Below are 19,442 nucleotides of genomic sequence, written 5' to 3' on the forward strand. Positions count from 1 at the left end.
TAACGCCTTGTTTACGGTGGGAGATCGTGTTCCGGACGTACAAACGCACGTTGCACTCGCTCGTATTGCGCAGCCGTCAAGGGTGGCGGCCCTGCGTCCTGGTCCTGTCCCTTCAATTCGCTGCCCACCGCCCTGGCCTGGATCACAAACAGACGCACCTGAGCCGGACGTCCAGCCCCCCGTCCTTCAGGCTCCCGTGGAAACGCGCCCAGCCATAGGCGCCTGCCTTGCGGTACACGCACCACGCTGTTGATGCCCACTCGCCCCACCGCCGCGCTTTTTTCGCGACGCCCCGCCTCGGTTATCTGGCGGCCTTCTTCAACCTCAAGGCGCATCTCGACCTGGTTGGCCTCGACAAAACGCGGCAGTACGCTGACCTGGGTGCCATAACGCAGCGGTTTCCAGTCAGCCTGGTCGCCTCCGGGCGGTGGCAGATAGAACGTGTGGCTATCCTGGAAAACCGCCGGCACATTTTCCTGCGTGAGGATTACCGGCAAGGTCGTCACCCTCGCGCGTCGACGACGCTCCAATGCGCCGATCCTGGCCATCAGGTGGCTGTCATCCAGCGGGGCCAGGACTCGCGTGGCCGTCATCTGCACGTCCCCATCCTCGTTCAGGCCCAGTTTTTTCAGTTCGTCGCGTTCTACATCCACCAGCCACAACGAGACCTCGATCGCACGCTTGGGCAGGTCGAGTTCCGCCACCAGTTTCTGTAGGAAGCTCACCTGCGCCGGCTTGCCCTTGATCAGCAGACTGTTGCTATCCGGGTAGGCGATCACGCCAAGGCTTTTGTCGGCCAGCAACCCCTTATGTTCATTGGCCAGCAGGGTCTCGATCATCGAGGCCATCCCCGGAACGGTAACCGGGCTGTCGCTTGTGCCGTACTGGCGGTCCGTCACGTCGGTGTTGAGCACCTGGACCACGCCGAAAGCCTGCGCCCCTATCCGTAATTCGGCCCGTTGGCGGTCCATCAACTGGGCCAGGCGCAGCACCTGGTCGACATAGTTGGGTGGGCCAGACACATAGAATGTGCGTCCGCCGCTTTCACGCAGCGGATAGCGTGACTCATCCAGGCCCGAGCGGCGCATGAGCGCGCGCAGCCTGTCGACGGTTATATGCCGCAATGTCACCGCTGAGCTTTTCGCCTCGCTCGCGTCATACACATAGAGCGCTTGACCGTCGCTGTACCAGATCAACCCCTGTTGCATAGCGAGCGTCTCCAGGGCCTGTTGCGGGGCATCGAAGTCGAGCGCAACGCTGAGTCGCTTGCGGGCCACTTCGCGGCTCACAACGATAGCCAACCCCAGGGGTTCCGAGAGTGCGGTAAACACGGTGTGCAGGCTTTCGTCCTGTGCCAGGTAAAGCTCGCCCCAGGCAAGCGCACTCCCCGATACCAGCGCGGCAAACAGCGCAGCAAGAAAAAGCCGGCGGCACAGCCAGAGGCAGGGCATCGTTGCAAGGAAGTCGGCGTACACCGTGGGGTTTCCTGGGCGGTCGGGCAGTAAGAGTGCGGCCATACTGAAAGGCCGCCCGGTTTCAATCTTGATGGAAAGTTGACGGCCATTCAGGCCTTGCCACCCGTGGCATGTGCCTTGCTATGAACTCTGTATCAGAGCACGCACCAACGGCGGAGCGGGCTACGGACAAAGGCGTCGTTACCCGCATTGGCCTACAGCGCCATCTGAGGGAACGACGCTTTTTTTTGAAAGAAAAGGTAGGTGTTGATGAACGATTCGGTTGGCAACAGCCCGATGAACGACCCGCTGGCTTGGGTCAACGGCAGTGATGCCCCGGAAAAGAGCAGCCTGGACCTTGGCTTCATGGCCTTGAGCGACTGCGCCTCGCTGGTCGTGGCCGCCACCCAGGGCTTCGCGCAACCCCATGGCCTGACCTTGAACCTCAAGCGCCAGTCGTCCTGGGCCAACCTGCGCGACAAACTGGTCAGTGGTGAACTGGATGCCGCCCACAGCCTGTACGGGCTGATCTATGCCGTGCACCTGGGCATCGGCGGCGTCGCGCCCATCGACATGGCTGTACTGATGGGGCTCAACCAGAACGGCCAGAGCATCAACCTGTCGCACGGTCTGCAGCAACAAGGGGTGATCACTCCTGAGGCACTGGACCGCCACGTGCACCAAAGCCGAACAAAACTGACCTTCGCTCAAACCTTTCCCACAGGCACCCACGCCATGTGGCTGTATTACTGGCTGGCAAGCCAAGGCATCCACCCGTTGCAGGATGTGGACAGCGTAGTGGTCCCGCCGCCGCAAATGGTTGCGCACCTGCAAGCCGGGCGCATCGACGGGTTTTGCGTCGGTGAACCCTGGAGCGCCAGCGCGGTGCGGCAAAACCAGGGGTTTACCTTGGCGACGACCCAGGCGATCTGGCCGAACCATCCGGAGAAGGTACTCGGCTGCACCCAGGCGTTCGTGGAGCAGTATCCCAACACCGCGCGGATACTGGTGATGGCCATCCTGGAAGCCAGTCGGTTTATCGAGCAAAGCCGCGAAAACCGCCGCTCCACAGCACAGTTGCTCAGTGGCCGCGAGTACCTCGACGCCCCGCTCGACTGCATCGAGCCGCGCCTGCTGGGCGCCTACGACGACGGCCTGGGCAACCAGTGGCAGGACCCCCACGCCCTGCGTTTTTTCGCCGGTGGCGAGGTGAACCTGCCCTACCTGTCCGACGGCATGTGGTTCATGACCCAGTTTCGGCGCTGGGGCCTCTTGCGCGAAGACCCGGACTACCTCGGCGTCGCGCGTCAGGTGCAGCAATTGGCGTTGTATCGCCAGGCAGCCGACGCGCTGGGTATCCCGGCCATAAACCAGGACATGCGCAGCAGCCAGTTGATCGACGGCAAGACCTGGGACGGTTGCGACCCTGCCGGTTATGCCCGAAGCTTCCGCCTGCACGCCCTGGCCGATACCACTCACCGCCAAGCCTGGCGCTGACAGGAGGACCTCCATGCTGCGAATCCTGCTGATCAATGACACCCCGCGCAAGGTCGGGCGCCTGCGCACGGCACTGGTCGAGGCGGGCTTTGAGGTGATCGATGAGTCCGGCTTGATCATTGACCTGCCCGCACGCGTCGAAACGGTGCGCCCGGACGTGATCCTGATCGATACCGAGTCACCGGGGCGCGATGTGATGGAGCAAGTGGTCCTGGTCAGCCGCGACCAACCCCGGCCCATCGTGATGTTCACCGATGAGCACGACCCGGACGTGATGCGCCAGGCGATCAAATCCGGGGTCAGCGCCTACATCGTCGAAGGCATCCAGGCCCAGCGCCTGCAACCGATCCTGGATGTGGCCATGGCCCGCTTCGAAAGCGACCAGGCCTTGCGCGCCCAGCTTCAGGCCCGAGACCAGCAACTGGCCGAGCGCAAGCGCATCGAGCTGGCCAAGGGCATGTTGATGAAAATGAAAGCCTGCAATGAAGAAGAGGCCTACACCCTGATGCGCCGCCAGGCCATGAGCCGCCAGCAGAAACTGATTCAGGTGGCGGAGCAGATTATCGCCATGAGCGAATTGCTTGGCTGATGATCGTTCCCACGCTCCCGCGTGGGAATGCCGCCTGGGACGCTCCGCGTCGCGCCCTCCACCTTATTGGCTCAGCTTTTGCTAAGTAAACATCACAGGTAGCCAACGGCGGTTGCCCCTCCACGACAAAGACGTCGCACACCCGGTTTGCCCTCGCGAACCCGGTGGCGGCGTTTTTTCGTTTTGGCCCCAGTCAGTGGGGCCCCCCGGCCTTCTTACAAGACCCCAACCGTTGAGGTGCGTGATGAAATCAAGCTTCTGGAAATCCGGGCACACCCCGACCCTGTTTGCCGCGTTCCTGTATTTCGACCTGAGCTTCATGGTCTGGTACCTGCTGGGCCCGCTGGCGATACAAATCGCCGCCGATCTGCACCTGACCACCCAGCAGCGCGGGTTGATGGTGGCGACGCCTATCCTCGCCGGTGCGATATTGCGCTTCCTGATGGGCATGCTGGCCGACAAGCTGTCGCCCAAGACCGCTGGGCTGATCGGCCAGGTGATCGTGATTTGCGCGCTGTTCGGCGCCTGGAAACTGGGGATTCACACTTACGAGCAAGCCTTGCTGCTGGGCCTGTTCCTCGGCATGGCCGGCGCATCGTTCGCCGTCGCGCTGCCGCTGGCATCCCAGTGGTACCCGGCCGAACACCAGGGCAAGGCGATGGGCATCGCCGGCGCGGGGAACTCCGGCACCGTGTTTGCCGCGTTGCTGGCGCCTGTATTGGCGGCCGCATTCGGTTGGAGCAACGTGTTCGGCTTTGCGCTGATCCCGCTGGTGCTGACCCTGATCGTGTTTGCCTGGCTGGCGCGCAATGCCCCTGAACGGCCAAAAGCCAAATCCATGGCCGACTATTTCAAAGCCTTGGGCGACCGTGACAGCTGGTGGTTCATGCTCTTCTACAGCGTGACCTTCGGCGGCTTCATCGGCCTGGCAAGCGCCCTGCCCGGTTACTTCAACGACCAGTACGGCCTGAGCCCGGTGACCGCCGGCTACTACACTGCCGCCTGTGTGTTCGGCGGCAGCCTGATGCGTCCCTTGGGCGGCGCGCTGGCAGACCGCTTCGGCGGGATCCGTACGTTGCTGGGCATGTACAGCGTGGCAGCGATCTGCATTGCTGCGGTGGGTTTCAACCTGCCGAGTTCATACGCCGCGCTGGCCTTGTTCGTCTGCACCATGCTCGGCCTGGGTGCCGGCAATGGCGCGGTATTCCAACTGGTGCCCCAGCGTTTCCGTCGCGAAATTGGCGTGATGACCGGCCTGATCGGCATGGCCGGCGGTATTGGCGGCTTCGCCCTGGCGGCGGGCATGGGGGCGATCAAGCAAAGCACCGGCAGCTATCAAATGGCGCTCTGGCTGTTTGCCAGCCTTTGTGTGCTGGCCTGGTTCGGCCTGCATGGCGTGAAGCGCCGCTGGAGAACCACCTGGGGCTCGGCTGCCGTGACGGCTGCGCGGGTCTGATGAGCCTGCAACTGAGCGTCGCCCAGGCCAGCGCCATCGGCCCGCGCACGGAAAACCAGGACGCGCTGCGGGTCGTCACACCCGTGGCCGAACTGGCGGCAAGCAAAGGTTACCTGTGCGCCATGGCGGACGGCGTGAGCCAGTGCGCCGACGGTGGCCTGGCTGCGCGCTCGACCTTGCAGGCCCTGGCCCTGGATTACTACGCCACGCCGCAAACCTGGGGCGTGGCCCAGGCCCTGGAACGTTTGCTGCTGGCACAAAATCGCTGGCTGCAGGCCAACGGTGGGGGCCAACCCTTGCTCACCACCCTTAGCGCGCTGGTGTTTCGCGGCCAGCGTTTTACCCTGGCGCATGTCGGCGATTGCCGCGCCTATCGCTGGTTCGATGACCAATTGCAGCGCATCAGTGAAGACCACGTGTGGGAGCAACCGGGCATGCAGCATGTGCTCAAGCGCGCACTCGGCCTGGATCAGCACCTGGTGGTGGATTTTCTGGATGGCCAATTACGCGAAGGCGAATGTTTCCTGCTGCTCAGTGACGGTGTGTGGGCCACCCTTGGCGACCACAGCATCCGTGGGATTTTGCGCGAACAAACGGACTTGGCGCTGGCGGTCAACACGCTGGTAAGCGCCGCACACCTGGCCGGCAGCCAGGACAATGCCAGCGCCCTGCTCATACGCGTCGACACGCTTGGCGCCGCCACGCTCGGCGATGCCTTGGTGCAGCTGCAACAATGGCCGTTGCCACCGCTGCTCAAAGCCGGGCAACACTTTGAAGGCTGGCAGGTGGAAAGCGTTCTGGCGCAAAGCCGACAGTCGTTACTGTATCGGGTGCGCGACGCCCAGCAACAATCCTGGCTGCTGAAAACCCTGCCGTTGAGCCACGACGACGACCGCGAAGCCGGCCAGGCGTTGCTGTCGGAGGAATGGTTTCTACGCCGGGTTGCCGGGCGGGCGTTTCCTGAAGTGCATGTCGGCAGCGGTCGCCAGCATTTGTACTACGTGATGCGTGAGTACGCCGGCCAGACCCTGGCCGAACTGTTCGAGCGTGGAGGTCCGTTGTCCCTGGCGCAATGGCAGTCGGTGGCCGAACGCTTGCTAAGGGCGGTGGGCATGCTGCATCGGCGGCAGATCCTGCACCGCGATATCAAGCCGGAAAACCTGTTGCTGGGCGACGATGGCGAATTGCGGGTGCTGGATTTCGGCCTGGCGTACTGCCCAGGCTTGTCGCAGGACCGCGATCATGAACTGCCAGGCACGCCGAGTTTTATCGCACCCGAGGCGTTCAATGGCGACCGTCCTACAGCCCAGCAGGATCTATATAGCGTCGGCGTTACCTTGTATTACCTGCTGACAGGGCATTACCCCTACGGTGAAATCGAGGCTTTCCAACGGCCGAGGTTCACCCAACCTGTCAGCGCCAGCCGTTATCGCCCCGATCTGCCGGACTGGCTGCCGCTCAGCCTGGAGCGCGCCGTGGCCGCACAGCCTGGGCATCGCTATGAGACCGCCGAAGAATGGCTGCTTGTGCTTGAACAGGCTGACCGGCAGGAGCTGAGCGTGCGCCCCAGACCGCTATTGGAGCGTGAACCCCTGAAGGTCTGGCGCGCGCTGGGGTTGATCTCGATGCTGATCAACCTGGCGCTGTTGTACTTACTTTTTCACAGCTGACGTCATCCCTGGACGAGGAAAAACCCATGAACGCAAAAGTCTGGCTGGTAGGTGCAGGTCCTGGCGACCCGGAGCTGCTGACCCTCAAGGCTGTACGCGCCCTGCGCGAAGCCGACGTGGTGCTGATCGACGACCTGGTCAACCCGGCAGTGCTGGAACACTGCGTTGAAGCGCGGGTGATCACCGTGGGTAAACGCGGCGGCTGTCGCTCGACCCCGCAGGATTTTATCCACCGCTTGATGCTGCGTTATGCGCGCCAGGGCAAGTGCGTGGCGCGCCTCAAAGGCGGTGACCCGTGCATTTTCGGGCGTGGTGGCGAAGAGGCGATGTGGTTGCGCGAACGGGGCGTCGAGGTGGAGTTGGTCAACGGGATTACCGCCGGGCTGGCGGGGGCTACCAATTGCGCTGTGCCGCTGACCCTGCGCGGGGTAAGTCGTGGCGTGACGCTGGTCACGGCGCATACCCAGGACGACAGCAGCCTCAACTGGCGCGCGCTTGCAGAGGGCGGGACGACCCTGGTGGTGTACATGGGGGTGGCGAAACTGGAGGAAATTCGCCAGCAATTGCTGGACGGCGGGATGGCGGCGGACATGCCGGTGGCGATGATCGAAAATGCGTCTTTGCCGCAGCAGAGGGAATGCCGTAGCGAGCTGTCGCGCCTGTACGAAGATGCGCAGGCGTTTGCCTTGAAGAGCCCGGCCATCCTGGTGATCGGTCGCGTCGCCGCGCCTGGACAGGTCGCCTGCCTGGCGCAAGCCGTCAGTGCCTGAGGCACAGATATCTACACAACTCTGTAGTGAGCGGGCTTGTCGAATCGTCGCACCGCCCGCGCTGGGTGGCGAAGCCGCCCCAGTAAAGACACCGCCGAGTTCCAGATAAAACCGAGTCGCCTGGTTTGGGGCGGCTTCGCCACCCAGCGCGGGCGGTGCGACGATTCGACAAGCCCGCTCACTACAAATGCTCCTGCATCGCAGGCAAGCCAGCGCCCGCAGATAAGCCGATCGGCGCAATGCCACACACCAATCAATGCATGCACCTTGAGGCAAATCCCAGGCGAAAAAAAGCCCGGCCTGAGCCGGGCTTTTTTCTACTACTCAGTAATTACTGAGCTTGAGCTTCAACCGACGCTTCTACGCGACGGTTAACAGCACGACCAGCTTCAGTTGCGTTGTCAGCAACTGGGCGGGATTCGCCGTAACCTACTGCGGTTACACGGCTTGGAGCAACGCCGTCTTTAACCAGGACTTGCTTGACAGCGTCAGCACGACGCTGGGACAGCTTCTGGTTGTAAGCGTCTGGACCTACGGAGTCAGTGTGACCAGCAACTTCTACGTTGGTAGCTGGGTACTGAGCCATGAAGTCGGCCAGGTTTTTCACGTCGCCGTAGCTGTTAGGCTTAACAACGGCCTTGTCGAAGTCGAACTTAACGTCCAGCTCAACACGTACAACCTGAGCAACTGGAGCTTCTGGCTCTGGAGTTGGCTCTGGAGCTGGTGCTGGGGTAGGAGCTGGAGCAGCTGCGCCAGCGTTACCGCCGAAGTTCACGCCCAGGCCGACCAGTGCGGAGTAGTCCCACTTGCCGTTGTCCAGACCGTAGTCAGCTTCAACACCGGCACGAGCGTACAGGTTGTTGGTGAAGTAGTACTTCACGCCAGTACCGACGGTAGCGAAAGTGGTCTGATCGCGACCGCTGTGGCCGTCAGCAATAACGTTGGTACGGCTCTGGTGACCGAAACCGCCTTCTACGTATGGACGCAGGCTGTCTACGCCAGCTTGACCGAAGTGATACTGGGCAACGAGGCTGCCGGTATCGCCTTTGATCTTCTGGTTACCAGTACCGTCGTTCGAACGGGTGTGGTTGGTTTTGTCGTAGGACAGGTTCAAGGACAGGTCGTCGGTCAGGAAGTAACCGATGCGAGCGCCAGGATTGAAGCCGTCTTCGATGTGCTTGACGCTATCGTTGTACTGCTTCTTGTAGAACAGCTCGCCTTCAACTGCGCCTTGGCCTTGTGCCAGAACGCCGAAAGAAGTAGCGGCAATAAGAGAACCAATGGCCAAGCCCAAGGTGTTTTTCAGTTTCATCCGTTAAATCCCCATCTGGTGATTGTAAAGCAGTCCCACAAACCGGGGGACAACTCGGCGACAAGTCTAACAGAACTTGCCTACACGTAAGAGATATTTGCCACGCACTAAGTTTCAGTCTCGCCCGCAAATTTCTCACGTAATTTATCTAGAGCACGCTTGTAACGCATTTTTGTAGCACTCAAACCCATGTGCATGATGTCAGCGATTTCCTGAAATTCCAGCTCTGCGACAAATCGTAGCACCAGAATCTCGCGGTCAATCGGGTTCACATACACCAGCCAGCGATCAAGCCCGCCCTTGTCCTCGGGTGCCGGCGCCTTTTCTTCAGACGCCTCCTCAAGGGGGTCCAGACTCAAAGCGTCCATCAAGCGACGCTTTCGCCGTTCCTTGCGATACTGCGTGATGCACTCGTTGTACGTGATGCTGTAGAGCCAGGTCTTGAACTTCGATTTGCCCTCGAAGTTCTTCAGGCCGTACAACACCTTGAGCATCACTTCCTGACAGACATCGTCCGCATCTCTATCGTTCCCTAAATACCTTGAACAAACGTTGAACAGAGTGCGTTGATACCTGCGCATCAATTCTTCATACGCGCGAGTGACGTGAAACAGCTCCGTGTGTGCGCGCGCGACCAACTCCTCATCAGAGAGTTCACGGGGGTCATAGCGCGTGGACAGCGTTTGGGCTTTATTCAAAACAAGTCGTGCCGACAGTCAGGTCAATGTCCGCCACAGCCCGGTCAGCCGGGCTCGCGGCGGCGTACATTAGCAGGGTGCCGGGTTAGCGGCTACTGACCTGCTGCTCGAGGAGAATCCGATTGGACAGCGACACCAGGTCGCCGTCATCGGTCAGCACCGTCGTCTTGACCGTGCCGATCTCCTCGATTTGCCCTTCGACCTCGCCCACACGCACCTGCTGCCCCACCTGGTACAGCTCACGCACATAGATTCCCGCAAGAATCTGACCGGCAATTTCCCGGCTTCCCAAGCCCATGGCCAGCGCAACTGCCAGACCAACGGTAATCAAAACGATGACAATCACATGGTTGAGCAGGTCAGTCTTGACCTCCAACTGGCTGATCGCGACCGAAATACTGATGATAATGACCAGCCCCTGGGCAATACGTCCCAGGCCGGCGGCATAGTCCAGCCCCACACCTTCGGCGGCGCCACGCACCAGGCCATTGGCCAGTTGCGCCAGCAAAACACCTACCAGCAGTATCAGCGCGCCGCCGAAAACCTTCGGCAAATACAGCGCCAGCATGTCGAGCGTAGCTGAAACTCGCTCAAGTCCAAGGGATTGAGCCGCCGAAACCAGAAAAATCAGCAAAACAAACCAATAAACGATCTTGCCGATCAATGTCGAGATCGGCACTTGCAGCCCCACCCGCCCCAGCAGTTTGGTCAGGCCGGTGCCTGCCATCAAACGGTCAAGGCCCAGCTTGGCCAGCAATTTGGACAGCAGGGTGTCGAGCAGCTTGGCCACGACAAAGCCCAACAGCACCAGTACCAGGGCACCAAACAGGTTGGGAATGAAATTCGCCACCTTGGTCCACAATGCGGTCATCGCGGTGACCAGGCTCTGGGTCCAGAGATCAAGTTCCATATTCAATCAGCCTTATCAGCAGTGCGAGCAAGAGGTTTACGACGGGAAACAGGCGATACGTGGGCTGAACCGTTGTTCAGGGCCATCATCAGCGCCGGCACCCAGCGGCCGAGCAGACCGAACAGGTCTCCCGCCCCCACCTGACGGTTGGCGGTTTTCAATACGCGGCCCAGGCAGGCATCGTCGTCGCGGTTGGACGGCGAAGCATTGAGCATGTCACGCAAAGACTGTTCGAACGGATCGTGCATAAAGACCTCTCGCAAGTGATTTAAAAGACGAGGGTAAAATTCTTCGGGTCACATGGTGCCCTTCCTACGTTCAGCTCATATTCAGCTCAAACCCAGCGCAAGCGTCGAAACAGCCACCATTGCCCAAGCGCCACCGAGACCATCAACAGGCATGCGATCATGAATCCATAGGGGCTGTCGGAGAACGGAATGCCCCCCACATTTATACCCAGCAGGCCGGTGAGAAAGCTCATCGGCAGAAAGATGCCGGTGATGATCCCGAAGCGGTACATGGTGCGGTTCATGCGCACGCTCAAGCGCCGGTCTTCGGCCTCAAGCACAAGCCCTACGCGCTCTCGGGTCAATTCGAGCTCTTCCAGGTAGCGGGTCAGGCTGTTGTTCAATTCGTTCCAGTAATCGGCGGCGTCGTCACAGAACCACGGCAACTTGATTCGCGTGAGTTGGGCAAAAATATCGCGCTGCGGCGCGAGGAATCGCTTCAGCCCGGCCGCTCGTCGACGGATCTGCAGAATGCTGCCGTGTTCCGGGGTGTACCGTTCGTCGGTATCGAGTTTTTCTTCTTCGGCATCGACGATTTCAGACAGGTCGGAGACCAGATCCTGCACTTTATTGGTCAGGTACTGCGCCATATAAAGGATGAGTTCAGACGCGGTTTTGGGCCCCTTGCCGTCTGCCAGTTGCACCAGCAACTCATCGGTGGCGCGCAACGGGCGCAACCGCAGGGAGATCACACGGCTGGCCGCGGCGAAGATGCGCACGGAAACCATGTCTTCCGGTTCTGCTCCCGGGTTGAGGTTGACCCCGCGCAGAAACAGCAGCAACTGCGACTCCGGCAACGGCAACAGACGCGGCCGGGTGTTCTCCTCCAGCAACAGGTCGCAGGCGAACTCGCTCAACCCGCTGGATTTGCGCAGCCAGGTCTGGGTTTGCGGGTGGCTGCGATCCCAATGCAGCCACAGGCTCTCCTGGGGTTGCAGCTGCAATTCATCGAGTTCAGTCCGGGCAATCGAACGCGCGCCGCCTTTACCGTCCAGCACCAGGGCATGCACCAGCCCCCATTGCGCGTTTTCTTCCTCGAACATCCTCACCCCTGTCTTATTCAGGCATTTTCAACGGGCTTGGCGAGACGATCACGCCATTGTTGTCGGCGTAGATGTACTCACCTGGCCGGAACGTCACGCCGGCAAAGGTGACCACTACGTTCAGGTCGCCGATACCCCGTTTGTCGGTCTTCATCGGGTGACTGGCCAAGGCCTGCACCCCCAGGTCGGTCTGGGCGATCACGTCGACGTCACGGATGCAGCCGTAGATCACCAGCCCTTCCCAACCGTTTTTTGCCGCTTTCTCGGCGATCATGTCACCCAGCAGCGCGCGGCGCAGGGAGCCACCGCCGTCGACCACCAGCACTTTGCCGGCGCCAGGCTGGTCGGCCTGCTCCTTGACCAGGGAATTATCTTCGAAGCATTTGATGGTGACGATTTCGCCACCGAAGGAATCCCGGCCGCCGAAATTGCTGAACATCGGCTCCAGCACCTGCACCAGATCCGGGTAGGCGTCGCACAGGTCGGGGGTCACGTAATGGTTCATTGAAAAATTCCTTTCTGTCAAAGAGGTGTCTTTCGAAAGAAGCGCCCGCCAGGGCAGGTGCGAAACATCCCATCCGCTGCGCCGCAACGCAAGAGCGACGAAGCGACTGAATATGACCAGAAGCGTTTAACGCGTCATAGCTTAGCCGCAACCACACAGGAGCGAAACGCCCCTGGTAGAGCGCTGCCTCAAACCGTGGCCAACACCTCGGCCGGCGCGGCGAACAGCGGTGTGAGCGGATCGTTCAGCCAATTCGCCACCAATGGCCACACCTCGGCCTGGGCGGCTTTGCTGACCAGCATTTCAACGTGCCCGAAATCCCCGGTGAAGCCCTGTTGGCGGCCCAGGCACAGGTACTGGCGATGCTCGGAACCCACCTGTTCGAATAATTTGCGACACGCCCAGTCGGGGTCTTGATGATCGCCGGCGGCACTGACGGCCAGCAGCGGCACCTCGACCTCGGCCAAGCCCTTCCACCAATCGTGCTTACCTTCTCCAAAGCGGCCAAACAGGCCATTCCAGCGCATCGCTTCGATCAACACGCCCGCCGGTTCGTCCTCCGGGCCGCGCTTGAAACGCGAGCCGGACAGCTCGCCGAAACGTTTCAACAGCAAGCGCCCCGTCCATTCCACCGGTGGCAGTTTCAACGGCCAATGGGTGCGGCTGACCTGGCAGCCAAACAGCGCCACGGAAGCCACCGCCGGCGCACCAAGGTGGCGCCCACCCAAGGCTGCGGCCAGGCTTATGCCCCCCAGGGAATGACCGATCCAGTGTGGAATTTGCGCACTTTGTTCGCGCACAAACGCGCCAATGGCCGGTAAATCATAACGAGCGTAATCGGCCACACGGTTGCGGACGTAGTCGTGATTGCGCTTGGACAGGCCATGACCGCGCATTTCCGGGATCCATACATCAAACCCCAGGCGCGCCAGGTAAGCCCCCAGGCCGATGCCCTTGGGTGAGTACCAGAAGCGCCGATTGGAAAAACTGCCATGCAACAGAATAACCGGGATGCCGCGGTTTTCCGGGACATCGGCCAGGCCCAGACGGGTAACCGCCAGCTCGACGGTGCCGTCGGGGCTGTTGCCGGGTTTGAGGCGGTACACATCTTCACTCAAGTCGCCACGACGTTCAGCGCTGATCAGGGCGACGGGAAACAGGTTGCTGCTGCTTTGCATAATGCTCTTGCACAAAAAAGGGCGGCGTCCGCGAGGATTCCCGCCCTGTACAGATAAGAATGCCGGCCACCCTCAATGGGTGGCCGGCACTTTTGACGTAGCGGCTTTACGCGGACGCTTGGCCTTCCGCCAGGAAGAACCAGGTTTCCAGCACGGAATCGGGGTTCAGCGAGACGCTTTCGATGCCCTGTTCCATCAGCCATTTGGCCAGGTCCGGGTGATCGGAAGGGCCTTGGCCACAGATACCGATGTACTTGCCAGCCTTGTTACAGGCCTGAATCGCGTTGGCCAGCAGCTTCTTGACCGCCGGATTTCGCTCGTCGAACAGGTGCGCGATGATCCCGGAGTCGCGGTCCAGGCCCAGGGTCAGCTGGGTCAGGTCGTTGGAGCCGATGGAGAAACCGTCGAAGAACTCCAGGAATTCTTCGGCCAGGATCGCGTTGGACGGCAGTTCGCACATCATGATGACGCGCAGACCGTTTTCGCCACGGGACAGGCCGTTTTCCGCCAGCAGGTCGACGACCTGGCTCGCTTCGCCCAGGGTGCGCACGAACGGCACCATGATCTCGACGTTGGTCAGGCCCATCTCGTTGCGCACGCGCTTGAGGGCGCGGCACTCGAGCTCGAAGCAGTCACGGAACGCTTCGCTGATGTAGCGCGAGGCGCCACGGAAGCCCAGCATCGGGTTTTCTTCTTCCGGTTCGTAGAGCTTGCCGCCGATCAGGTTGGCGTATTCGTTGGACTTGAAGTCCGACAGGCGCACGATGACCTTTTTCGGGTAGAACGCCGCCGCCAGGGTGCTGATGCCTTCCACCAGCTTCTCGACATAGAAGCCCACCGGGTCGTTGTAGCCGGCGATGCGCTTGTCGACGCTTTCCTTGATGTCCAGCGGCAGGCCGTCGTAGTTCAACAGGGCCTTGGGGTGCACGCCGATCATGCGGTTGATGATGAACTCCAGGCGGGCAAGGCCCACGCCGGCGTTCGGCAACTGTGCGAAGTCAAAGGCGCGGTCCGGGTTGCCGACGTTCATCATGATCTTGAACGGCAGGTCGGGCATCGCGTCGATGGAGTTTTGCTTGATGTCGAAGCCCAGCTCACCTTCAAAGATGAAACCGGTATCACCTTCGGCGCAGGAAACCGTCACGCCCTGGCCGTCCTTGAGCAGTTGGGTGGCATTGCCGCAGCCCACCACCGCAGGAATCCCCAGTTCACGGGCGATGATCGCCGCGTGGCAGGTACGCCCGCCACGGTTGGTGACGATGGCGCTGGCGCGTTTCATCACCGGCTCCCAGTCCGGGTCGGTCATGTCGGAAACCAGTACGTCGCCTGGCTGGACTTTGTCCATTTCCGACACGTCCTTGATGATCCGCACCTTGCCCGCGCCGATGCGCTGGCCGATGGCACGGCCTTCCACCAGCACGGTACCGGTCTCTTTCAGCAGGTAGCGTTCCATGACGTTGGCCGAGGTGCGGCTCTTAACCGTCTCCGGACGAGCCTGCACGATGTACAGCTTGCCGTCGTCACCGTCCTTGGCCCATTCGATGTCCATCGGGCACTTATAGTGCTTTTCGATGATCATCGCTTGCTTGGCCAGTTCGCTGACTTCCGCGTCGCTCAGGCAGAAACGCGCGCGCTCGGCCTTGTCGACCTCGACGGTCTTGACCGAACGACCGGCCTTGGCCTCGTCGCCGTAGATCATCTTGATCGCCTTGCTGCCCAGGTTGCGGCGCAGGATGGCCGGGCGGCCGGCTTCAAGGGTGTGCTTGTGGACGTAGAATTCGTCCGGGTTGACCGCGCCTTGTACGACGGTTTCGCCCAGGCCGTAGGCACCGGTGATAAACACCACGTCACGGAAGCCCGATTCGGTGTCGAGGGTGAACATCACACCGGCGGTGCCGGTTTCCGAACGCACCATGCGCTGCACACCGGCGGACAGGGCCACCAGCTTGTGGTCGAACCCTTGGTGTACGCGGTAGGAAATCGCGCGGTCGTTGAACAGCGAGGCGAATACTTCCTTGGCCGCGCGGATCACGTTTTCCACGCCGCGGATGTTCAGGAAGGTTTCTTGCTGGCCGGCGAAGGAGGCGTCCGGCAGGTCTTCGGCGGTGGCCGAGGAACGCACGGCGACGGCCATGTCCGGGTTGCCGGCCGACAGGGTAGCGAAGGCGGTACGGATTTCTTCGTTGAGCTTTTCGGGGAACTCGGCTTCCATGATCCATTGACGGATCTGGGCGCCGGTTTTGGCCAGGGCATTGACGTCATCGACGTCCAGGGCATCCAGCGCAGCGTGGATCTGGTCGTTGAGGCCGCTCAGCTCGAGGAAGTCACGGTAAGCCTGGGCCGTGGTGGCGAAACCACCGGGCACCGACACACCAGCGCCTGCAAGATTACTGATCATCTCGCCGAGGGATGCGTTCTTGCCCCCTACGTGCTCTACATCATGGACGCCGAGCTTATCGAGGGAAACTACGTACTCTACCAAGGTGATCTCTCCACTTTCTGTGTTGGAAAAGCTCAGGACGCCGGCTGCTCAGTAGGAGCTTACGCCAGCGCTTGTGGCCTGGACCTGGAAAATAAGTGAGAATGCGGCCCACTGCGGGACGGCAAAATCGCGCCTATCATATCCAAGATTCGCCATCAGGCTAAGGCCCAGGGCTCAAATGAAACGATCTGCTTTCTTTATCTCCGACGGCACCGGCATCACAGCCGAAACACTGGGTCAAAGCCTGCTCGCGCAGTTCGAAAACATTACCTTCGCCAAATTCACGCGGCCCTATATCGACAGCGTGGATAAAGCGCGGGCCATGGTACAACAAATCAATCTGGCGGCTGAAAAAGACGGCTTCCGGCCGATCATTTTCGACACCATCGTCAACCAGGACATTCGTGAGATTCTCGCAACCTCGAATGGTTTCATGATTGATATCTTCTCGACCTTCCTGGCTCCGCTGGAGCAAGAGTTGAGCGAGCACTCCTCGTATTCGGTCGGGAAGTCCCATTCCATCGGCCACAACTCCAACTATATGGAGCGTATCGAGGCGGTGAACTTCGCCCTCGACAACGACGACGGCGCCCGCACCCACTACTACGACAAGGCCGATCTGATATTGGTGGGCGTGTCCCGCTGCGGCAAGACCCCGACGTGCCTGTACATGGCCATGCAGTTCGGCATCCGCGCGGCCAACTACCCGCTGACCGAAGACGACATGGAGCACCTGACGCTGCCAGCCGCCCTGCGCGCGCACTCCAACAAGCTGTTCGGCCTGACCATCGACCCCGACCGGCTGACCGCGATCCGCAACGAACGCAAGCCCAACAGCCGCTATTCCAGCTATGCACAGTGTGAGTTCGAAGTACGGGAAGTAGAAAATCTATTCCGTCGCGAGAATATTGCGCACATTAATTCCACGCATTTTTCGGTGGAAGAGATTTCGGCGAAGATTTTGGTGGAGAAAGGCGTGGAGCGCAGGTTCAAGTAGTTGTGTTGTTAGAACTGGCCCCATCGCAGGCAAGCCAGCTCCCACACTTGAGGGTGTTCACAAATCAAATGTGGGAGCTGGCTTGCCTGCGATGAACGATAACGCGGTCTCACAAGTGAAACCGCCCCCCGCCCTGCCCCAGCGCCGTCGCCAGCGCATCAAACCCCGCCCGCAATAGCTGATCGTCCCCCGAGGTGTTGCAGATACTCGCCCGAATAAACTGCGGCACGGCCGTCTGCCCTACGGCGAATGCCTCGGCGGTGGCGATCAGGTAGTTGTTCTGCTTGAGCTCCGCCTCGATTTCCGATGCACGCCACGGCTCCGGCACTTCGATCCAGAAATGCGGGCTGTTGGGATGGGTGCGGTATGCCAGGCCGGCCAACAGGTCGCGCACCAAGTCTTTGCGGCGGCTGATCTCGTTGATCTGCTGGCGCAGCAGGTATTGCGCCGTGCCGTTTTCGATCCATTGGGTGGCCAGTTCAAGGGTGACCGGCGTGGCCATCCAGCAGGTCGAACGCAAGGCCGCCGATATACGGCTGACCAGCGCCGGCGGCGCGTGAACATAGCCCACACGCAGCCCGGCGGACACCGCTTTGCTCAGGCTGCTGATCAAAATCGTACGCTCGGGGGCGAAATGGCTGAGGGGCGGCGGCCGGTCTTCGACCAGCACACCGTGAGCCTCGTCTTCAAGAATCAGCAGGTTGTGTTCGCGGCACACTTTGGCCAACGCTTCGCGCCGTGCCACCGAGAGCACCGCCGTCGTCGGGTTCTGGATGGTCGGCGTGCAATACAGCGCTGAAATACGGTGATTACGACAGACTTCATCCAACGCACCCGGCAGCACACCTTCCTCGTCCATTTCCAGGCCGATCAGCCGGATACCCAACATACGCGCGGCGGTAATCAAACCCGGATACGTCAGCTGTTCGGTGACCACCGTATCGCCCGCCCTTAACAGCGCCATCATCGAGCACAGCAAACCATGCTGTCCGCCATTGACGCAGATGACTTGCTCGGGGATCGGATGAAAATCACGCTGCACCAGCCATTGCGCGCCGGCTTCACGGTAGCGCGGCAGGCCGGCGTCCGGGGTGTAGGCGCTGATGTCCTGAAGGAACTTGGCGTTGGTCGACAAGGTTTGGAAGCTCTGGGCCAGAAACACCGTCTCCTGCCCCGGAATATGCATGTTGCGGCTCATGTCGAAGTACTGGCGCGGTTCTTCGCTGAAGTTGCGGAAACCTTCATCGCGCTGGCGCTCCATCCCACGCTTGCGCACGAATGTGCCGTCACCTACCCGAGCCACAACCAGCCCCAAGCGTTCCAGCTCTCCGTAGGCCCGACTGATAGTGCCGATGGTGACGCCAAGATTGTCGGAAAGCACCCGATGGGGTGGCAGTTTTCGTCCCGGTTCAATCAAGCCTTCAAGGATGCCCCGTTCCATGACATCGGACAGGCGCTTGTACTTCACGCCCTGCCCGCTGGACAACCCCTCACGCATAATTGACACCATGTCAATATTTGTTTTGACAGTCATCTTTGGCCCTAATAGTGTGCTTTTACGGGTTCAATCGCCGGATTTTACAACTCATTACAAGCTCAATATAGAGTTCAATTCAGGCCCAGGGAAGCAATAAACGATGCCAATGTCCGCCGTTCTCGAAAATTCAGCCAAGACAAAAACTCAAAAACAGTGGCTGGCCGGCCTGGTTACCAGCGTGATGTTCCTGATTGTGTGCCTGAGCTGGGGCACCACCTGGCTGGGGATCAAGATTGCCGTGGAGAGCGTGCCGCCGCTGACGTCCGCCGGCCTGCGCTTCCTGATCGCCTTTCCGCTGTTCCTGTGTTTTGCGATGGTGCGTCGCGAGCCGATCCTGTTTCCGCGCGAGAGTCGCTGGTTCTTCGTGTTCGTGACCCTGTCCTACTTCAGCGTTCCCTATTACCTGCTCAACTACGGCGAGATGCATGTCTCGTCCGGCCTCACCGCCCTGCTGTTCAGCTGCATGCCGGTATTCATCCTGATCTTTTCCGCGCTGTTCCTGCGCGAACGCATCTACTTTTCCCAGGTGGTCGGTATCGGTATCGGTTTCGGCAGCCTCTACATGATCATCAAGAGCCAGGGCCTGCACCTGGACCATGCCGAGTTCTTCGGGGTACTGGCGATCCTGACGGCCGCGATCATGCATGCCCTGTGCTACGTGATCACCAAGCAGAAAGGCAGCGCCATCAGCGTGATCACCTACAACACCCTGCCCATCGGCATCGCCGGGCTGATGCTGTTCGTCGCCGGGCTGTGGTTCGAAGCCCCCACCTTCGCAGACATCACCCTGCGCTCCTGGAGCGCGCTGGTGTATCTGGGGCTGGTGGCCTCGGTGGGCGGGTTCATCGTGTATTTCATGCTGCTCAAGCGTTTGAGCCTGATCATCCTGTCGTTCGTATTCATCATCTTTCCGGTGTTCGCGGTGATCATCGGCGCCTGGTACGAAGGCCTATCGATTTCCCGCGACCTGATGCTGTACTCGGCCATCCTGCTGGCCGGTTTTGCGATCACCAAGTTGCCGGTTGAAAAACTCCTGGCCAAGAAAAATTGACCCTTC

The 19,442-nt window shown here is 60.6% G+C and carries 17 protein-coding genes; 7 read left to right on the forward strand and 10 right to left on the reverse strand.

Annotated elements, in window-relative coordinates:
- Window positions 1-11: 11 nt before the first annotated feature.
- Entirely contained in the window at window positions 12-1,451 is a 1,440-nt protein-coding gene (gene sctC, locus BLL36_RS00270) for a type III secretion system outer membrane ring subunit SctC (RefSeq protein WP_076949983.1), read from the reverse strand.
- Between the two features lie 273 nt (window positions 1,452-1,724).
- Between sctC and BLL36_RS00275 the strand changes: the two genes are divergently transcribed.
- The 5 genes from BLL36_RS00275 (at window position 1,725) to cobA (ending at window position 7,436) form a co-directional block, all read left to right on the forward strand.
- Window positions 1,725-2,951, forward strand: coding sequence for a CmpA/NrtA family ABC transporter substrate-binding protein (locus BLL36_RS00275; protein ID WP_076949496.1), 1,227 nt, complete (start codon window positions 1,725-1,727; stop codon window positions 2,949-2,951).
- Between the two features lie 13 nt (window positions 2,952-2,964).
- Window positions 2,965-3,540, forward strand: a complete 576-nt coding sequence (locus BLL36_RS00280; RefSeq protein ID WP_076949497.1) for an ANTAR domain-containing response regulator — start codon at window positions 2,965-2,967, stop codon at window positions 3,538-3,540.
- A 244-nt stretch (window positions 3,541-3,784) separates the two neighbouring features.
- A complete protein-coding gene (locus BLL36_RS00285; protein ID WP_076949498.1) occupies window positions 3,785-4,996 on the forward strand; it encodes a nitrate/nitrite transporter in 1,212 nt (403 codons plus the stop codon).
- Window positions 4,996-6,666 (forward strand): bifunctional protein-serine/threonine kinase/phosphatase, encoded by a 1,671-nt coding sequence (locus tag BLL36_RS00290; RefSeq protein ID WP_076949499.1) that lies wholly within the window; start codon window positions 4,996-4,998, stop codon window positions 6,664-6,666. The genes BLL36_RS00285 and BLL36_RS00290 overlap by 1 nt, the downstream gene beginning before the upstream one ends.
- Window positions 6,667-6,692: 26 nt before the next feature.
- On the forward strand, window positions 6,693-7,436 hold the full coding sequence (gene cobA / locus BLL36_RS00295; RefSeq protein WP_076949500.1) for a uroporphyrinogen-III C-methyltransferase: 744 nt from the start codon (window positions 6,693-6,695) through the stop codon (window positions 7,434-7,436).
- A 331-nt stretch (window positions 7,437-7,767) separates the two neighbouring features.
- On the opposite strand, the gene BLL36_RS00300 is transcribed toward cobA, so the two are convergent.
- The 8 genes from BLL36_RS00300 to ppsA form a co-directional block, all read right to left on the reverse strand.
- Complete coding sequence (locus BLL36_RS00300) at window positions 7,768-8,748, reverse strand: OmpA family protein (RefSeq protein WP_076949501.1); 981 nt, start codon at window positions 8,746-8,748, stop codon at window positions 7,768-7,770.
- Window positions 8,749-8,855: 107 nt separating this feature from the next.
- Entirely contained in the window at window positions 8,856-9,446 is a 591-nt protein-coding gene (gene sigX / locus BLL36_RS00305) for an RNA polymerase sigma factor SigX (RefSeq protein WP_076949502.1), read from the reverse strand.
- Window positions 9,447-9,531: 85 nt separating this feature from the next.
- Entirely contained in the window at window positions 9,532-10,356 is an 825-nt protein-coding gene (locus BLL36_RS00310) for a mechanosensitive ion channel family protein (protein ID WP_076949503.1), read from the reverse strand.
- Window positions 10,357-10,358: 2 nt separating this feature from the next.
- A complete protein-coding gene (locus BLL36_RS00315; RefSeq protein WP_025854229.1) occupies window positions 10,359-10,604 on the reverse strand; it encodes a hypothetical protein in 246 nt (81 codons plus the stop codon).
- A gap of 86 nt (window positions 10,605-10,690) precedes the next feature.
- The gene (locus tag BLL36_RS00320; RefSeq protein ID WP_076949504.1) at window positions 10,691-11,686 is read right to left on the reverse strand and encodes a zinc transporter ZntB; all 996 of its coding nucleotides are present in this window, start codon (window positions 11,684-11,686) and stop codon (window positions 10,691-10,693) included.
- Between the two features lie 13 nt (window positions 11,687-11,699).
- Window positions 11,700-12,191, reverse strand: coding sequence for a ribonuclease E activity regulator RraA (gene rraA, locus BLL36_RS00325; RefSeq protein WP_010208490.1), 492 nt, complete (start codon window positions 12,189-12,191; stop codon window positions 11,700-11,702).
- Window positions 12,192-12,379: 188 nt separating this feature from the next.
- On the reverse strand, window positions 12,380-13,369 hold the full coding sequence (locus BLL36_RS00330) for an alpha/beta fold hydrolase (RefSeq protein ID WP_076949505.1): 990 nt from the start codon (window positions 13,367-13,369) through the stop codon (window positions 12,380-12,382).
- A gap of 106 nt (window positions 13,370-13,475) precedes the next feature.
- On the reverse strand, window positions 13,476-15,851 hold the full coding sequence (gene ppsA / locus BLL36_RS00335; protein ID WP_076949506.1) for a phosphoenolpyruvate synthase: 2,376 nt from the start codon (window positions 15,849-15,851) through the stop codon (window positions 13,476-13,478).
- A 178-nt stretch (window positions 15,852-16,029) separates the two neighbouring features.
- On the opposite strand from ppsA, the gene ppsR reads away from it, so the two are divergent.
- A complete protein-coding gene (gene ppsR / locus BLL36_RS00340; RefSeq protein WP_076949507.1) occupies window positions 16,030-16,848 on the forward strand; it encodes a posphoenolpyruvate synthetase regulatory kinase/phosphorylase PpsR in 819 nt (272 codons plus the stop codon).
- Between the two features lie 109 nt (window positions 16,849-16,957).
- On the opposite strand, the gene BLL36_RS00345 is transcribed toward ppsR, so the two are convergent.
- On the reverse strand, window positions 16,958-18,382 hold the full coding sequence (locus BLL36_RS00345; RefSeq protein ID WP_076949508.1) for an aminotransferase-like domain-containing protein: 1,425 nt from the start codon (window positions 18,380-18,382) through the stop codon (window positions 16,958-16,960).
- A 160-nt stretch (window positions 18,383-18,542) separates the two neighbouring features.
- Here BLL36_RS00345 and BLL36_RS00350 point away from each other — a divergent pair, with 160 nt between their 5' ends.
- Window positions 18,543-19,436, forward strand: a complete 894-nt coding sequence (locus tag BLL36_RS00350; RefSeq protein ID WP_162279255.1) for a DMT family transporter — start codon at window positions 18,543-18,545, stop codon at window positions 19,434-19,436.
- The last annotated feature ends 6 nt before the right edge of the window (window positions 19,437-19,442 follow it).

The organism is Pseudomonas cedrina subsp. cedrina (assembly GCF_001983175.1).
Lineage (GTDB): Bacteria > Pseudomonadota > Gammaproteobacteria > Pseudomonadales > Pseudomonadaceae > Aquipseudomonas > Aquipseudomonas cedrina.